The following is a 16,304-nucleotide window of genomic DNA, read 5'->3' as shown; positions in this document are numbered from 1 at the left end:
TGAAACAGCTCCCCAGTGCGCTCATGGCACTCGTCCGGTCAGGCTCAGTGCGCGTCGGCGATGTGGTGCGTGCCGATGCGCTTGCGGAACACCCAGTACGTCCAGCCCTGGTACAGCAGCACCACCGGAGTGGCGATCCCTGCACACCAGGTCATGATCTTGAGGGTGTACGGGCTGGAGGAGGCGTTGGTGACTGTCAGATTCCACGCGTCGTTCAGCGAGGACGGCATGACGTTCGGGAAGAGCGTCAGGAAGAGCATCGCTACCGCTGCCGTGATGGTCACGCCGGAGAACGCGAAGGACCAGCCCTCGCGTCCCGCTGCGATGGCACCGATGGCCACGACCAGCGACACGACGGCGATGACCATCGCCGTCAGGCTCCAGCCGTTTCCGTTGTCCGCCTGGGTCCAGCCGAGGAAGACAAGTGCGAGCAGCGCCGTGGCCGGGCCCAGCTTGAGTGCCAGCCCGCGGGCACGCTTCCTGATGTCCCCGACGGTCTTGAGGGCGGCGAACACCGTGCCGTGGAAGGTGAAGAGGAACAGCGTGACCAGGCCGCCCAGGACGGCGTACGGGTTGAGCAGGTCCCAGAGGTTGCCGACGTACTCCATATCGGCATCGATCTTCACGCCGCGGACGATGTTTCCGAAGGCCACGCCCCACAGGACGGCCGGAATCAGCGAGGTCCAGAAGATCGCGTGCTCCCAGTTGGCCTGCCAGCGCTCCTCGGGCCGCTTCGCCCGGTACTCGAACGCCACCCCGCGGATGATCAGGCAGAGCAGGATGACCAGCAGAGGCAGGTAGAAGCCGGAGAACAGGGTGGCATACCACTCCGGGAAAGCCGCGAAGGTCGCCCCGCCCGCGCTGAGCAGCCACACCTCGTTCCCGTCCCAGACCGGCCCGATCGTGTTGATCAGGACCCGACGCTCCTTGCGGTCCCGGGCCAGCAGCTTGGTGAGGACCCCGATACCGAAATCGAATCCTTCCAGGAAGAAGTAGCCGGTCCACAGGACGGCGATGAGCACGAACCAGACGTCGTGGAGTTCCATCTCTCAGCTCCGCTTGATCTCAGTAGGAGAAGGCCATCGGCCGGTCGGCGTCCTGGTCGTGACCGCCGATCCGGGTGGGCGGGTTGAGGTCCGCCTCGGTGAGCTCGGGGGGTCCGGCCTTGACGTACTTCAGGAGGAGCTTGACCTCGATGACGGCGAGCACCGCGTAGAGCGCCGTGAAGGCGATCATGGAGGTGAGGATTTCGCCCTGCGAGACTCCCGGAGAGACCGCGTCGCGGGTCTGGAACACCCCGTAGACCACCCAGGGCTGGCGCCCCATCTCGGTGAAGATCCAGCCCCAGGAGTTGGCTATCAGGGGGAACATCATGGTCCAGAGGGCGGTGAGCCAGTAGAGCTTGGCGAGCTTCGGGCTCAGCGCCTTGTTCCTGAAGAGGACGAGATTCGGCACTTCGTCCTCGCCCGTGCGCAGCGCCTGCGGCAGCAGGAATTTCCGCCGTGTCAGCCACAGCCCCAGCAGACCGAGTCCGAAGGACGCCATGCCGAAGCCGATCATCCAGCGGAAGCTCCAGAAGGCGACCGGGATGTTGGGCCGGTAGTCACCGGGCCCGTAGGTCTCCTGCAGTTCCTCGTTGATGTCGTTGATCCCCGGGACGTACGAGGTGAAGGTGTTGTCCGCGAGGAAGGAGAGCACTCCGGGTATGGAGACCTCCACGTCGTTGTGCCCCTCGGCGACGTCCCCGACCGCGAAGAGGGAGAAGGGCGCGCCCTCCTCGCCCTCCCACAGGGCCTCCGCTGCGGCCATCTTCATCGGCTGCTGCTTGAACATCACCTTGCCGAGCGTGTCTCCGCTGACTGCGGTGAGCATGCCGGCGGCCACCACCGTGACCAGCCCGACCCGGAGCGAGGTGCGCATCACACGGATGTGCTTCCGGCGGGCGAGGTGGAAGGCGGATATGCCGACCATGAAGGCGCCTCCGACCAGGAAGGCCGCCGTGATGGTGTGGAAGAACTGGGTGAGCGCGGTGTCCTGGGTGAGCACCTTCCAGAAGTCGGTGAGCTCGGCACGGCCGCGCTCCTCGTTGATCCGGTAACCGACGGGGTGCTGCATCCAGGAGTTGGCGGCCAGGATGAAGAACGTCGAGAGGATCGTGCCGATGGACACCATCCATATGCAGGCGAGATGGATCTTCTTCGGCAGCTTGTCCCAGCCGAAGATCCACAGGCCGATGAAGGTGGACTCGAAGAAGAACGCGATCAGGGCCTCGAAGGCGAGCGGGGCGCCGAAGACGTCACCGACGAACCGCGAGTAGTCGGACCAGTTCATGCCGAACTGGAACTCCTGGACGATGCCCGTGACCACGCCCATGGCGATGTTGATCAGAAAGAGCTTGCCCCAGAACTTGGTCGCCCTGAGGTACTTCTCGTTGTCCGTGCGCACCCAGGCGGTCTGCAGGCCGGCGGTGAGCGCGGCGAGAGAGATCGTCAGAGGGACGAACAGGAAGTGGTAGACGGTGGTGATGCCGAACTGCCATCGCGCCAGAGTTTCTGGTGCCAGAGCCAGGTCCACGACTCTTCTCCTTACGTCGCCGTGATCACAACCGCGGAGTGCCCAGTCAATCCACCCGATCAAGGGAGGAAACGGGTGCGCTTGTGAACGCGTTCACATTCACAAGCATTATGGCGCACATGTCTTCGAAGCCATCGGGTGGGGGGTGTTTTCCGGCCGACCCTGCCGGGTCAGCCGAAACCGGACAGGGTGCCGAGGTGTCCAGGGGCGGAAAGAGCGGTGGCCCCGGACCTCGCTCACCGAGGTCCGGGGCCGCCGGAGGGCCGTCGCGCAGCGCCCGCGCCGCTACTGCGCCTGGTGGAAGGTCTCCGCCACCTTCAGGAACACGTCGTTGGCCTCGGCCTCCCCGATCGTGACCCTCACGCCCTCACCGGCGAAGGGCCGCACGACCACACCCGCCCGCTCGCAGACCGCGGCGAAATCGAGCGTCCGGTCCCCGAGCCGCAGCCAGACGAAGTTCGCCTGGGACTCCGGAACGGTCCAGCCCTGCCCCACGAGACCGTCGTACACACGGGCACGCTCGCCGACCAGCGATCCGACCCGCCCCAGCAGCTCGTCCTCCGCACGCAACGAGGCGACCGCGGCGTCCTGAGCGACCTGGCTGACACCGAAGGGGACGGCCGTCTTGCGCAGCGCCGCCGCCACGGGCTCGTGCGCCACCGCGAAGCCGACCCGCAGACCCGCGAGGCCGTATGCCTTGGAGAAGGTCCGGAGCACCGCGACATTGGGCCGGTCCCGGTAGATCTCGATCCCGTCCGGCACATCGGGGTCCCGGATGAACTCCTTGTACGCCTCGTCGAGCACGACCAGGACATCGTCCGGGACACGGTCCAGGAACCGCTCCAGCTCCGCCCGGCGCACCACCGTGCCGGTCGGGTTGTTCGGATTGCAGACGAAGATCATCCGCGTCCGGTCGGTGACCGCGCCGGCCATGGCGTCGAGATCATGCACCTCACCGCCGCTCAGCGGCACCTTGACCGACGTCGCACCGCTGATCTGCGTGATGATCGGGTAAGCCTCGAACGAACGCCAGGCATAGATGACCTCGTCCCCCGGGCCCGAGGTGGCCTGGAGCAACTGCTGAGCGACACCGACCGATCCCGTACCGGTGGCCAGATGGGAGACCGGCACACCGAACCGGTCCGCCAGCTCGTTCATCAGACTGGTGCAGGCCATGTCCGGATACCTGTTGAAGGCAGCGGCCGCGGAGAGCACCGACTCCATGACACCGGGCAACGGGGGATACGGGTTCTCGTTGGAGGACAGCTTGAAGGCAACCGGCCCCTCCGCGGACGCCGGCTTGCCCGGCACATACGCAGGGACGCCGTCCAGTTCGGCGCGCAGTTTCGGGCTCGTCTCGCTCACCGCAGGTCCTCCTCGACCATCTACACATCAATACTGCTCACCTTATGAGGATGGGGCATTCGTGCGAATGGCCAGGATCCGCAATCGCCCTCCCCGGCGGGAAACGCTTGTCGTTCGCGGCGGCTCCATCGGCCCCCGGGAGGGGGAGCGCTGCGCATCCCGCCGCACGCCGGTCGCTCACTCCGTGGCGCGCATCCCTCGAACAGGTGAGTTAAGGACTCTTCGAGGCATGGACCATTCAGCAGGTTCATGTGCGCCGATGTGTGACACATTGGGGTCAACACCTCCAACACCCTTGGTTCTCAAGGTGTTTAAGCCTTATTGATCATGCAGAAACGTGCCTGTCAACGTAGGCATATGCGACCAGCCCGACCCGGCACCGGAGCCCTACTATCGGCTCGCCATGACAGCAGCAGGGAAGCACCAGGTGAGCCGGACAGAGACACCCCGGCGCAACGGCCGGCAAGGACGGGCGGGAATCCGGGATGTAGCCGCAGCGGCCGGCGTCTCCATCACGACCGTGTCCGACGCGCTCAACGGCAAGGGCAGGCTCCCGGACGCCACCCGCCACCATGTCCGCGAGGTCGCCGAACGGCTGGGCTACCGCCCGTCCGCGGCGGCCCGAACCCTCCGTACCGGCAAGTCGGGGCTCATCGGCCTGACCGTGACCACGTACGGGGATGAACCTTTCACCTTCACCGAGTTCGCGTACTTCGCGGAGATGGCAAGAGCCGCCACATCGGCTGCGCTCGCACGCGGCTACGCCCTCGTGATCCTTCCGGCCACGTCACGCCATGACGTCTGGTCGAACGTCGCACTGGACGGGACGGTCGTCATCGACCCGTCCGACCAGGACCCGGTGGTCACCGAGCTCGTGCGCCAGGGTCTGCCCGTCGTCTCCGACGGCCGCCCGGCGGGCACGCTTCCGGTCACCGCCTGGGTCGACAACGACCACCGGGCGGCGGTCCTCGACCTCCTGGACCACCTCGCCGCCGCAGGAGCCCGGCGTATCGGGCTGCTGACCGGCACCACGACCGACACCTACACCCGCCTTTCCACCACCGCCTACCTCCACTGGTGCGAGCGGGTCGGCCAGGATCCGGTCTACGAGTCCTATCCGGCTCACGACCCCTGCGCGGGCGCGGTCGCCGCGGACCGCCTCCTCGCCCGTCCCGACCGCCCGGACGCCGTCTACGGGCTCTTCGACCCCAACGGCACCGATCTGCTCGCCGCGGCGCGGCGCTACGGCCTACGGGTCCCCGAGGACCTCCTGCTGGTCTGCTGCAGCGAATCCACCGTGTACGCGGCGACCGACCCGCCCATCACCACACTCTCGCTGAAGCCCCGCAGGATCGGCACGGCGGTCATCCAGCTCCTCATCGACGCCATCGAAGGCGTCGAGCACGACGGCCCGTTGGAGCAGGTGATACCGACGGAGCTCATCGTCCGGACGTCTTCCCAGCGCCGTCCACCGCGCACCACAGTCAGCGCTCCGCGGTCACCGGCCGGGGACTGATCGTATTAATTCGGACCAAACGACCGATGAACCAGGTGTGCGCACGGATTCACCACCCCTGGTGCGTCACACAGCACGATCCGCATTCCTATGATGGGCGCACGACACCGCGGACCACCTCTACCAGGCAGGGCCCGTGAGGTGTACGGAGGCGCGACGGTGGTGGAGGGGTCGATGACTCAGGGGGCCGGTCAGGAACCCGTGGTGCGGACAGCGACGTTGCGCGACTTCCGCGTACCGCCGTATGCGCAGGTGCCGATGGACCCGCCCTTGCCGCACCCCGGCAATGCCGCGGTGGGCGACGAGCCGCCGGAGGGGTACACCCCCACCGCACGCGATCTGCCCGTGATCAACCGCGGTGACACCGTCCAGGTGCGGACCTTCCCGGAAGCCCGGCCCGTCGGCGAATCCGGCCCCGGTCCGCTGTACGTCGTCGGCGACGTCCACGGCTACCTGGACGAGCTCCTGGGCGCACTGCGTGAGCAGGGCCTCGTCGACGACGACGGCCGCTGGGAAGCCGGCAACGCCAGGCTCTGGTTCCTCGGCGACTTCACCGATCGCGGTCCGGACGGCATCGGCGTCATCGATCTCGTCATGCGCCTCTCCGCGGAGGCCGCCGCGGCCGGCGGTTACTGCAAGGCGCTCATGGGCAACCACGAACTGCTGCTGCTCGGCGCGAAGAGGTTCGGCGACACCCCGGTGAACTCCGGTGCCGGAACCGCGACCTTCCAGGCCGCCTGGCTGCTCAACGGTGGTCAGAGGACGGACATGGAGCGGCTGCAGGACGTCCACCTCCAGTGGATGGCCCGGCTCGACGCGGTCGTCGAGGAGGACGGGCACCTGCTGATGCACTCCGACACGACGGCCTACCTCGACTACGGATCCACCATCGAGGACGTCAACGACACGGTCCACGCCATTCTCACGCGGAGTGACGCCGATGAGTGCTGGGACCTCTTCCGCAAGCTCACCAAGCGGTTCGCCTTCCGCGACGAGGGTGGCGCGGAGGCCGTCCGCGAACTGATGTCGACGTACGGCGGGCGGCGCGTCGTCCACGGCCACAGTCCCATTCCGTATCTGCTCGGCGACGTCGGATCGGAGGAGGGCGAGGACGTGCCCCGGCCCGTGGTCGAGGGTCCGCACGTCTACGCGGAAGGGCTTGCCATCGCCATGGACGGCGGAGTGACCATGGCCGGAAAGCTGTTGGTCGTCCAACTCCCGCTGCATGACTGACGGTCATCGGGGAAGACGCATCACGACCTGACACCGTCGGCGGCTGAGCCTATTTCCGGAAACCCCCTGTCACCCCATGCCGTAGGCGCTCTACCATCGGCGTATCAGTAGCAGGCTCTCCTCCGTTTCCGCCCGGTCGCCCCGCCCCTACGGTCGATCAGGCCCTACGGAGCATCGGGGGATGCACATGAAAAGCGCTCCGCACCTGCTGGCCGAGGACCGCCCCGAGTACGAGCGGATCCTGGCCGACGCACTGCGCCATGCTCACGAACGACCGGATCTGGACGGTGTCGGCGACCGTCTCAACCCTGAACAACTCCGGACGATGGCGCTCAACGCCTCGCCCCTGATCACGGCCACTGCTGCCACCGAGTACGACCACTACGTGAAGGTACGCGGCGAGCTGCGCGGACCGGGCGACCCGGATGCCCAGGCATCGGTCCTCGGGCCCGCCGCGGACGAAACCGACCCCACAGGCGCCGGCACGCTCGCGGTGATCTCCGTGCTGGCGCCCGTCCTCGCGGGTACGGCCGCCCTGCTATTCCTGCTGATCGGCTACTCCCTGAAGGCCCTCAGTCCCGCCCCGGCCTTCGCGGGAACCATGGTCGCCGCCGGGTGGTTCTTCGCCGCCGTCGCCGCCACCGCGATCCTCGTCGCCGCGGGGGGACTCCTCGTCACCGCCCTGCGCAACGGCGCCACCGCGCTGCCCGCAGCGGACGAGGAGGAGGATCTGCCGGAGGACGTCGCGCGCGCCCGGGAGGCCTGGCGCCACGCCCTGCTGGAACGCGGCATTCTGCCCTTCCTCCGGGACGCGCTGGCCGATCCGACCGCCGGCCCCGCCTCACGGACGCCGCACCGTTCGGCCAACCGGATTCCGAAGATCGGCTACAGCAGACCGGACTTCTCGGGCCCGGAGGACGGCCCCTCGGCCGGCCCGCGCCCGACCTTCACCAGCCCCGACTTCACCGGCCCGGACTTCGGCGGCCCCGAGCACCAGCCGGAGTGACCCGGCCGGGCACGGCAGGCCCCCGGGCCGGAGCCGGCTGAGGCCTGCGTGCCCGGCACGACGGCGTGGCGCCCGAGCACGGCGCCCCGACGTCAGTCCACGACTGGCAGATAGACCCTGTTGCCTGCCGCGGCGAACTCCTTGGACTTCTCGGCCATACCCGCCGCGATCTCCGCCTGTTCGTCCCCGTGCTCCCGACGGATGTCGTGGGAGATCTTCATCGAGCAGAACTTGGGGCCGCACATCGAGCAGAAATGCGCCGTCTTCGCCGGTTCGGCCGGCAGCGTCTCGTCGTGGAACTCCCGCGCGGTGTCGGGGTCGAGCGCCAGGTTGAACTGGTCCTCCCAGCGGAACTCGAACCGGGCGTCCGAAAGCGCGTCGTCCCACTCCTGTGCCCCGGGGTGCCCCTTGGCGAGGTCCGCCGCATGAGCGGCGATCTTGTACGTGATGACACCGGTCTTCACGTCGTCACGGTTCGGCAGCCCCAGGTGCTCCTTCGGCGTGACGTAACAGAGCATCGCGGTCCCCCACCAGGCGATCATCGCCGCACCGATGCCCGAGGTGATGTGGTCGTAGGCGGGAGCGACGTCCGTGGTGAGGGGGCCCAGCGTGTAGAACGGAGCCTCCTCGCAGATCTCCTGCTGAAGGTCGATGTTCTCCTTGATCTTGTGCATCGGGACGTGTCCCGGGCCCTCGATCATCGTCTGGACACCGAACCGCTTGGCGACGGTGTTGAGCTCTCCGAGCGTACGGAGCTCGGCGAACTGCGCCTCGTCATTGGCGTCGGCGATGGACCCGGGACGCAGCCCGTCACCGAGCGAGTACGTCACGTCGTAGGCCGCAAGAATCTCGCAGAGCTCCTCGAAGTTCTCGTGGAGGAAGGACTCCTTGTGGTGCGCCAGGCACCAGGCCGCCATGATGGACCCGCCGCGCGAGACGATGCCGGTCTTACGACGTGCCGTCAGTGGGACGTACGGCAGCCGGACGCCGGCGTGCACCGTCATGTAGTCGACGCCTTGCTCAGCCTGCTCGATGACCGTGTCCTTGTAGATCTCCCACGTCAGTTCCTCGGCCCGGCCGTCGACCTTCTCGAGTGCCTGGTAGAGGGGGACCGTGCCGATCGGCACGGGGGAGTTGCGCAGGACCCACTCCCGGGTGGTGTGGATGTTGCGGCCGGTGGAGAGGTCCATGACCGTGTCGGCGCCCCACTGGGTGGCCCAGGTCATCTTGTCCACCTCCTCCTCGATGGAGGAGGTGACCGCGGAGTTGCCGATGTTGGCGTTCACCTTCACCAGGAAGCGCTTGCCGATGATCATCGGCTCGATCTCCGGGTGGTTGACGTTGGCGGGGAGGACCGCCCGGCCGGCCGCGATCTCCTCGCGCACGACCTCGGGTTCGACGTTCTCCCGGATCGCGACGTACTCCATCTCCGGGGTGATCTCCCCCCGGCGGGCATACGCGAGCTGCGTGACGGGCCGTCCGTCGCGGCTGCGGCGGGGCCGGCGCGGGCGGCCCGGGAAGAGCGCGTCGAGGTTGCGCAGATCCTCCCCGGGCTCTCGGCTTCGCTCGAGCAGGGGAGACCCCGTTCGCGGCGAGGTGTGCTTGCGGCCGTCGTCCTCGGGGCGCGCGGGACGGCCCGCATACTCCTGGGTGTCCCCGCGTCCGATGATCCAGCTCTCCCGGAGCGGGGCGAGTCCCCGGCGCACGTCGGTGTCGGTGGTGGGATCGGTGTACGGCCCGGACGTGTCGTACAACGTCACGTCCGTGCCGTTGGTGAGGTGCACCTGACGGACAGGCACCCGGAGATCCGGGCGTGAGCCCTGGACGTACCCCTTGTGCCAGCCGATGGACTTCCCGGCCTCGGCGTTCTTCTCGGTGTTCCGCCCATTCCGCTTCGAGGCAGGCGTGCGTGCGTCCGCTGTGGTCATGAGACCTACTCCCTACGCCGGCATTACCCGGTAACAGGTTCGGCGGTCGGCGCAGCGTTTCCCGTATAAATTTACGGAGGTCAGCGCCCTCTCAGCCCGGTGCTCCGAGCTCCCGCGTGTACAGATGTGCCTCCACGCTAGCCTCCCTTCTGGCGTGCTGGCCAGAGGGACTCCCCTGTTCTTGGGATGATCGCCGGGTGACGTCTCCCGGAAGCGCCCCCGAACCCCCCGGCCACACATCAGGCAGCACGCAGAGTCATGCACACGGCCACTCCCACAGCCACGGCCCTGCCGCGCCCGTGTCCAAGCATCTGCGCAAGGTCATCGCGGCCGTGCTCATCCCCTTCGCGACCGCGGTCCTGGTCGGCCTCGTGGCGTTCTGGCCCGGCGGCGCCCCGGCCCATGAGCGCACGGGTGTCGGATTCGACCGGCAGACCCAGGACGGGCAGGTGACGAAGGTCGTGTCGGTCGACTGCGCGGACGTCAACGCCGCGCAGGTACCGCCGACCGGCGACACCTCCACGGCCTCGGGACGGGAAGCTGTCAACGAACAGACTGGGCAGTGCAAGAAAGCCACGGTCGAAGTGACGACCGGTAAGGACAAGGGCCGTACCTTCGTCGAGGTGGTCCAGCCCGATGCCCCCCGGCAACTGAGCGAGGGCCAAGGAGTGGTCGTGGCGTACGCCCCCGACGCACCCCGGGATCTTCAGTACTCGGTGACCGACGTGGACCGCGCGTTCCCGATGGCGCTGCTCGCCGGGATCTTCGCCCTCGCGGTCGTCGCGGTGGGCAGAATGCGTGGGCTGATGGCGCTGATCGCCCTCGCCATCTCCTTCGCCGTGCTGACCCTGTTCATCCTGCCGGCGATCTTGCAGGGATCGAATCCGCTGGTCGTCGCGGTGATCGGGGCCAGCGCCATCATGCTGATCGCCCTCTACACCTGCCACGGGCTGACGGCCCGTACCTCCGTGGCCGTCATCGGCACGCTCATCTCGCTGCTGCTGATCGGTCTCCTGGGTTCGCTCTTCATCGGCTGGGCCAGCCTGTCCGGGAACACGGACGACAACACCGGCCTCATCCACGGCCTGTATCCGCACATCGATATGAGCGGCCTGCTGCTGGCCGGTGTGATCATCGGCTCCCTCGGTGTGCTAGACGACGTGACCGTCACCCAGACCTCGGCGGTCTGGGAACTGCACCAGGCCGACCCGACCATGGGCGTACGCCGTCTCTACCGGGCGGGCATCCGGATCGGGCGCGACCACATCGCCTCGGTCGTCAACACGCTCGTACTGGCCTACGCGGGCGCGGCCCTTCCTCTGCTGCTTCTCTTCTCGATCGCCCAGAGCAGCGTAGGCACGGTCGCCAACAGCGAACTGGTCGCGGAGGAGATCGTCCGGACACTCGTCGGGTCGATCGGGCTGGTCGCCTCGGTCCCGGTGACGACGGTGCTCGCGGCCCTGGTGGTCTCCGCGGACCGCACGGGGCTCGGCGCGGAAGCCGGAGCTCCTGCACCCGCACGGACCGGGAGGGGCCGACGCCGCAAGGCGTGAGCCGGGGCACCGGACGCACGGAACCGGCCCGCCGGTGTTCGGTGTTCAGCCAGACCTTCCTGTTCAGCCGGCGTTCTGTTCCTTGGCGAGGATGCGGCCCAGCGCCTCTTCCAGGTTGCCGTCGAAGTCACCCAGCGTGTGCTCCTGCCCCAATGGCACCAGCTTGTCCGTCCGGTCGAGAAATGCCACAAGAGGTGCCGTGCCGGCCCTGAAAAGCGCTCGGTCCGCTCCGACCTGGAGACGGATGTGCACATCCGACAGTCCTTCGGGCTCGGTCGGGCCGATGTGAACATCGCCGTCGCCACTGGGGCTGTTGAGACCGTCGAGCAGCAGCTCACGGCCAAATGCCCAGGTGACGGGGGCGTCACCTGGCAGGTGGAAGGTCATCCGGATCGCGTACGGATCACTGACCTCGTACCGGAGCTCCACCGGAATACGGAAGGAGAGCTCCTCGGAGACGAGGAAGCTCATCATGACCTCTGCCTGAACCGACTCGCGCATCGTTCAACCCCGCAGTAGATGAATCTGGCCAGGAATGATCCCCCATGGCCCTATTGACGCCATCGTGGTGCACGCGATAGCAGATCACAAGGAGTGATTTTTCAGATACTGATAGAGAACACGAACGAGCGCAAGAGGGTGGTTACTTCGCAGCGTAGTTGTTCGACTGCGGCGAGCAACCGTTCCTCTTGATGTAGAGGGAGAGAAATGGCCATGGCTGCTACAGCGGAACCGACCGTGATCGGAATAGCCCCACAGACCGTTCCTATGGCGTACTCCTGCCGTTCAATGACAGGTTCCGTACGTTTCATCGATCCCAGCCGGTTCAAACACTCTTGACGGTCCCTCACGGAGTAGCGCGTCAGCGGCCGGACAGGGTGCCGGTCCAGATGATCTTCGCGTGCATGATCGTCGAGTTGCCCGAGGAGGCACTGCCCGAGGGCGTGAGCATGGCCCGTCTCACGGAACGGGACCCACTCGTGCACGGCGGGAGCGGCGGGAGTCTCGGCCACGGCGATCATCTCGATCTCGCCGTCCTTGTACAGGGCGCAGTACACGGGTGCGCCGATGATGTCCGCCCAGTGCGCGAGCGAGTCGACGATCACGCCGGGACGTGGGGTCGCGGGGCCTCCGCCCAGCCTCTCGGCCGCGGCCCCGAACAGGAAGACGCCGTTCTCCCTGCGCAGGTATCCCTCATGGGTCAGGGTTCGCAGCAGGTGATAGGCGGTGGGGAGGGGAAGCCCGGCCTCCCGGGCGAGCTGCTTCGCCGGCGCCCCGTCCCGATGGGTACCCACAGCCTCCATAAGTCGCAACGCCCGCTGAACCGAACCGATCAACGTCGGGGCAGCGGTATTCGATGCCGTGGTCACAGGTCACCCCCAGGCATGGTGACGGGCTCTCAGCCCTCCCGCGGGGGCCGCCCCCGCGGGCCCGCCGCGAGCCTGGGGTCCGGAGACCGGACGGTCGCACAAACCACTGGTCAGGATGGTGACGACCGTCATTTCCCAGCTGGCGGCAGCGGTACGCAACTGTATCCGTACACTCAGTCACGAAGGAGGTTTCGTCATGGACTTAGCTCAGCTGGGCTAATCACCGAATCCGTGGCCCGCCCCGCTTCCCCGGTACCACCGCGCCTCTGGGGCCGCCCGATGTTCCTACCGGTCGCTGCGCTCGGACGAGCCCATGAACTTTCGCACGACGAAGATCAGACCACCCACGAGCACGACGAACACCAGCACCTTGAACAACAGTCCGATGACGAACCCGACCACGCTGGCGACCAGGCCGCCGAACACGACGATCGCGATGAGAGGCACCGCGACCCACTTCACCCACCAGGGCATCCCCGCGAACATCTGCCGCACCGCCATCGCTGTTACCTCGTCTCTGTGAGTCTCCGCTTCGATGCTAGAGGCGCAGGGGCGGCCGGCGGGGCTCCGGGAGCCCTTGAAGTCCCCTGAGCGATCCCCTAGGGAACGTCGGGTCCGGACCCGAACCCGACGCCGCCGGAACCCCGGTGAGGCCTAACTCTCCGGCGGGGAGAAGATCACCATCACCCGCAGATCCTCGGTGATGTGGTGGAACTTGTGGGCAGCGCCCGCCGGTACGTACACGACGCTCCCCCGCCCCACCTGCGTGGTCTCCATGCCGACCGTGATCGAGGCGCGACCGCTGACGACGAAGTACACCTCGTCCTGCTGGTGCGGCTGCTGAGGGTCGAGCGCGCCGGCGTCGAGGGCGTACAGGCCGACGGACATGTTGCGTTCCCGGATGAACTGCAGATAGGCGCCGTCGTTGGCAGCGCGTTCCGCCTCCAGCTCGTCCAGTCTGAATGCCTTCATCGTCAGTCCGCCCCTCGCGCCCGTGCTGCTCTGTACCGCCGGTGTCCGCCACCGAATCGTGTCTGCCACGATCAGACACATGAAGAATTTCGTAGTCAAGACGATCGCCAACGCGGGTGCGCTGGCTGTAGCCATCTGGCTGCTCCAGGACATCACGCTGACCGGTGACAGCTCCGGGCGCAAAATCCTCACGCTGGTCGTGGTGGCATTGCTGTTCGGCCTGGTGAACTTCGTCGTCAAGCCTGTGGTGAAGCTGCTCACCCTGCCTCTGTTCATCCTGACGCTCGGACTGATCACGCTGGTGGTCAACGCCCTGATGCTGATGCTGACCTCCTGGCTGGCCGGCCTCGTCGATCTGAACTTCCATGTCGACGGGTTCTGGACCGCGGTCCTGGGCGGGCTGATCATCTCGGTCGTGTCCTGGGCACTCAATGTGGTGCTCCCCGACGAGGACTGATCCACCTCCTGATGACACAGTGCAGAACGGACCGGTGGACGCCGGGGAGAGACGAGGAAACGCGAATGAGCACCACGGGCGACGGAACACGGGCCGTTCGGGCAGGCCTGCCCGAACCGGAGCAGTACGAACCCACACTTCCCGGTCCGGTCTTCGCCGCGCACTTCCATCTGTCCGGCGAGCCCGTCGGCCCCTATACCTACGGCCGGGAGACGAATCCGACCTGGACCCACCTGGAGCGCGCCATCGGCGAGCTGGAAGCACCGGGGGAGCGGGTGGAGACCACGGTCTTCGCCTCCGGGATGGCCGCCATCTCGGCCGTGTTGCTGTCCCAGGCCCGCACGGGCGACGCCGTCGTCCTGCCCGACGACGGCTATCAGGCGCTCCCCCTGGTAAGGGAGCAGCTGGAGGCATACGGCGTCGAAGTACGGACCGCACCGACCGGCGGCGATGCCCAGCTGGAGCTCCTCGACGGGGCGAAGCTGCTGTGGATCGAGACGCCCTCCAACCCCGGGCTCGACGTCTGCGATGTGCGCCGGCTCGTCGAGGCCGCGCACGCCACGGGCGTCCTGGTCGCGGTGGACAACACTCTGGCGACCCCGCTCGGCCAGCGTCCCCTGGAGCTGGGGGCGGACTTCTCCGTGGCCAGCGACACCAAGGGCATGACCGGGCACGGGGACATCCTGCTCGGCCATGTGAGCTGCCGGGACCCTCAGCTGTCGGCCGGAGTACGTCGCTGGCGCAAGGTGGTCGGCGCGATTCCCGGCCCCATGGAGGCCTGGCTCGCCCACCGTTCGCTGGCCACGCTGCAGCTGCGGATCGACCGCCAGAGCGCGACCGCGCTGACACTCGCCGAGGCCCTGGCCAAGCGCGCGGACGTGGCGGGGCTCCGGTACCCGGGGCTGCCCGGCGATCCTTCGTACCCGACCGCCGTCCGGCAGATGCGGCGCTTCGGCTCCGTGGTCTCGTTCGTACTGGCCGACAAGGACACCGCAGAGCGCTTCCTGGCCGGGCTGCGCCTGGTCGACGACGCGACGAGTTTCGGCGGTGTACGTTCCACCGCCGAGCGCCGGGCTCGCTGGGGCGGGGACGCGGTGCCTGAGGGCTTCGTGCGGTTCTCCGTCGGCGCAGAGGACCCCGAAGACCTGCTGGCGGACGTGGAACGCGCACTGGACGAGTCCGCGCGCTGAGCGCTTCCCTACGGTCCTGGCAGGACCGGTCCGGACGGACGTCCCCGTTCACCGGCCCGGTCCTGCTCGGGACGAACGGTCCGAGCCTCCCCGTCATAGCTCGGAGCGCCCCGGTTCTTGCGCTGAGAACCGCCAGGACAAGGCTGGTTGACCGCGCGTCACTGACCCCACACGGTGGCATCAGTGATCTATGGGCATATGCACGGTCCAGGCGGTTGCAAGGGACGGCGCGGCGTCCGCCGCTCCCTCCGATGCCGCCGCTGCGCACGTACTTCCTCATCGCGAAGACCGGCACACTCGGCCTGCCGCACATGGCGCGGGCGCACGTGCGGCTGGTCCGTGCTGCCGTCGACTGGTGACCGGTCGGCCGACAGGAGTTTCAGATCGGGTTTCCCGGGCCACTCTCCTCCCATGACCGAACGCCCTGTGGTCAAGCGCACGGCCCGCGCCGTCCTGCTCGACGGCGATGACCTCATCCTGATCAAGCGCACCAAACCCGGTGTCGACCCGTACTGGCTCACACCGGGTGGCGGAGTCGAGCCGGAGGACGCCACCGTCGTCGAGGCACTGCACCGCGAGGTCGACGAAGAGCTCGGTGCCAAGATCGTCGATGTGGTGCCCTGCTTCATCGATACCGTCGAGCACATCGCCGGCGGCGGCGTCAAAGGCGTAAAGGTGCAGCACTTCTTCGTCTGCCGACTGGCTTCGATGGACCTGTCGCGTAGGCATGGACCGGAGATCGACGAACCCTGCGGGGAGTACGAAGTCGTCCGCGTGCCCTTCAGCCGCGTAGGAATCGCGGCTGTACACCTCGTGCCCCTGTCGCTCCGGCACTATCTGGACGCCAACATCGAGGGCGTGCGGGCGTTGCACTCGCCCGATCTGAGCTGAGTCCGGAGCTCTGTGTGAGGCCTACGACGAGTAGGGCGGGCACACCGCGTACGCCGTGGCCGGTAGTCGTGGATACTCCCACCGCCAGATGACCGCACGCTCCACGCTTGACACCGTGTTTCACGTGAAACCACTCAAGCGTTCCGTTCGCCGAAACATCTGATCGCTCACGTAACAGTGTCCGTGAGCTGGCTGGGTCTCCACCGTGGGGCTGCTGCATTCGGCCTCGCCGCATTCCTCACCCACGAC

15 protein-coding genes and 1 pseudogene are annotated in these 16,304 nt (G+C 67.4%); 8 read left to right on the top strand and 8 right to left on the bottom strand.

All coding sequences use genetic code 11. The annotated features are described in order from the left end of the window. Nucleotides 1–44: 44 nt before the first annotated feature. The 3 genes from cydB to hisC all read right to left on the bottom strand — a co-directional run bounded on the left by cydB (nt 45) and on the right by hisC (nt 3,939). Nucleotides 45–1,046, bottom strand: coding sequence for a cytochrome d ubiquinol oxidase subunit II (gene cydB, locus ACWD04_RS17285; RefSeq protein WP_451132692.1), 1,002 nt, complete (start codon nt 1,044–1,046; stop codon nt 45–47). Between the two features lie 19 nt (nt 1,047–1,065). Continuing rightward, nucleotides 1,066–2,574, bottom strand: a complete 1,509-nt coding sequence (locus ACWD04_RS17280; RefSeq protein ID WP_451132690.1) for a cytochrome ubiquinol oxidase subunit I — start codon at nt 2,572–2,574, stop codon at nt 1,066–1,068. Between the two features lie 285 nt (nt 2,575–2,859). Then, a complete protein-coding gene (gene hisC / locus ACWD04_RS17275; protein WP_451132688.1) occupies nt 2,860–3,939 on the bottom strand; it encodes a histidinol-phosphate transaminase in 1,080 nt (359 codons plus the stop codon). A gap of 403 nt (nt 3,940–4,342) precedes the next feature. On the opposite strand from hisC, the gene ACWD04_RS17270 reads away from it, so the two are divergent. The 3 genes from ACWD04_RS17270 (at nt 4,343) to ACWD04_RS17260 (ending at nt 7,694) form a co-directional block, all read left to right on the top strand. Beyond that, on the top strand, nt 4,343–5,455 hold the full coding sequence (locus tag ACWD04_RS17270) for a LacI family DNA-binding transcriptional regulator (protein ID WP_451132686.1): 1,113 nt from the start codon (nt 4,343–4,345) through the stop codon (nt 5,453–5,455). A 174-nt stretch (nt 5,456–5,629) separates the two neighbouring features. Further along, the gene (locus ACWD04_RS17265; protein WP_451132684.1) at nt 5,630–6,688 is read left to right on the top strand and encodes a metallophosphoesterase; all 1,059 of its coding nucleotides are present in this window, start codon (nt 5,630–5,632) and stop codon (nt 6,686–6,688) included. 181 nt (nt 6,689–6,869) lie between these two features. Beyond that, the gene (locus ACWD04_RS17260) at nt 6,870–7,694 is read left to right on the top strand and encodes a hypothetical protein (RefSeq protein WP_451132682.1); all 825 of its coding nucleotides are present in this window, start codon (nt 6,870–6,872) and stop codon (nt 7,692–7,694) included. A gap of 92 nt (nt 7,695–7,786) precedes the next feature. Here ACWD04_RS17260 and thiC read toward each other — a convergent pair whose 3' ends face one another. Further along, on the bottom strand, nt 7,787–9,622 hold the full coding sequence (gene thiC / locus ACWD04_RS17255) for a phosphomethylpyrimidine synthase ThiC (RefSeq protein ID WP_451132680.1): 1,836 nt from the start codon (nt 9,620–9,622) through the stop codon (nt 7,787–7,789). A 197-nt stretch (nt 9,623–9,819) separates the two neighbouring features. Between thiC and ACWD04_RS17250 the strand changes: the two genes are divergently transcribed. Then, a complete protein-coding gene (locus ACWD04_RS17250; protein ID WP_451132678.1) occupies nt 9,820–11,175 on the top strand; it encodes a YibE/F family protein in 1,356 nt (451 codons plus the stop codon). 63 nt (nt 11,176–11,238) lie between these two features. On the opposite strand, the gene ACWD04_RS17245 is transcribed toward ACWD04_RS17250, so the two are convergent. The 4 genes from ACWD04_RS17245 to ACWD04_RS17230 all read right to left on the bottom strand — a co-directional run bounded on the left by ACWD04_RS17245 (nt 11,239) and on the right by ACWD04_RS17230 (nt 13,517). Next, nucleotides 11,239–11,676, bottom strand: coding sequence for an SsgA family sporulation/cell division regulator (locus tag ACWD04_RS17245; RefSeq protein WP_073750747.1), 438 nt, complete (start codon nt 11,674–11,676; stop codon nt 11,239–11,241). Between the two features lie 101 nt (nt 11,677–11,777). Then, nucleotides 11,778–12,545 carry an IclR family transcriptional regulator gene (locus ACWD04_RS17240; RefSeq protein ID WP_451132676.1) on the bottom strand — a complete coding sequence of 256 codons (768 nt, stop codon included), beginning with the start codon at nt 12,543–12,545 and terminating at the stop codon, nt 11,778–11,780. 285 nt (nt 12,546–12,830) lie between these two features. Next, nucleotides 12,831–13,040 (bottom strand): DUF5326 family protein, encoded by a 210-nt coding sequence (locus tag ACWD04_RS17235; protein WP_451132785.1) that lies wholly within the window; start codon nt 13,038–13,040, stop codon nt 12,831–12,833. A gap of 159 nt (nt 13,041–13,199) precedes the next feature. Next, nucleotides 13,200–13,517 carry a cupin domain-containing protein gene (locus ACWD04_RS17230; protein WP_451132674.1) on the bottom strand — a complete coding sequence of 106 codons (318 nt, stop codon included), beginning with the start codon at nt 13,515–13,517 and terminating at the stop codon, nt 13,200–13,202. Nucleotides 13,518–13,596: 79 nt separating this feature from the next. On the opposite strand from ACWD04_RS17230, the gene ACWD04_RS17225 reads away from it, so the two are divergent. The 4 genes and pseudogenes from ACWD04_RS17225 (at nt 13,597) to ACWD04_RS17210 (ending at nt 16,055) form a co-directional block, all read left to right on the top strand. Further along, nucleotides 13,597–13,974 (top strand): phage holin family protein, encoded by a 378-nt coding sequence (locus ACWD04_RS17225; RefSeq protein ID WP_451132672.1) that lies wholly within the window; start codon nt 13,597–13,599, stop codon nt 13,972–13,974. Nucleotides 13,975–14,039: 65 nt separating this feature from the next. Then, nucleotides 14,040–15,164 carry a cystathionine gamma-lyase gene (locus tag ACWD04_RS17220; protein ID WP_451132670.1) on the top strand — a complete coding sequence of 375 codons (1,125 nt, stop codon included), beginning with the start codon at nt 14,040–14,042 and terminating at the stop codon, nt 15,162–15,164. 245 nt (nt 15,165–15,409) lie between these two features. Then, nucleotides 15,410–15,523, top strand: a pseudogene (locus tag ACWD04_RS17215) (LysR family transcriptional regulator); the annotation flags it as partial. Between the two features lie 52 nt (nt 15,524–15,575). Then, nucleotides 15,576–16,055: an NUDIX domain-containing protein gene (locus tag ACWD04_RS17210; protein WP_451132668.1), complete on the top strand. Its 480-nt coding sequence runs from the start codon at nt 15,576–15,578 to the stop codon at nt 16,053–16,055. The last annotated feature ends 249 nt before the right edge of the window (nt 16,056–16,304 follow it).

It is taken from the genome of Streptomyces sp. NPDC002911 (assembly GCF_053591835.1).
The sequence above is the reverse complement of the archived record's forward strand: the minus strand, read 5'-3'. Positions and strand labels throughout refer to the sequence as shown.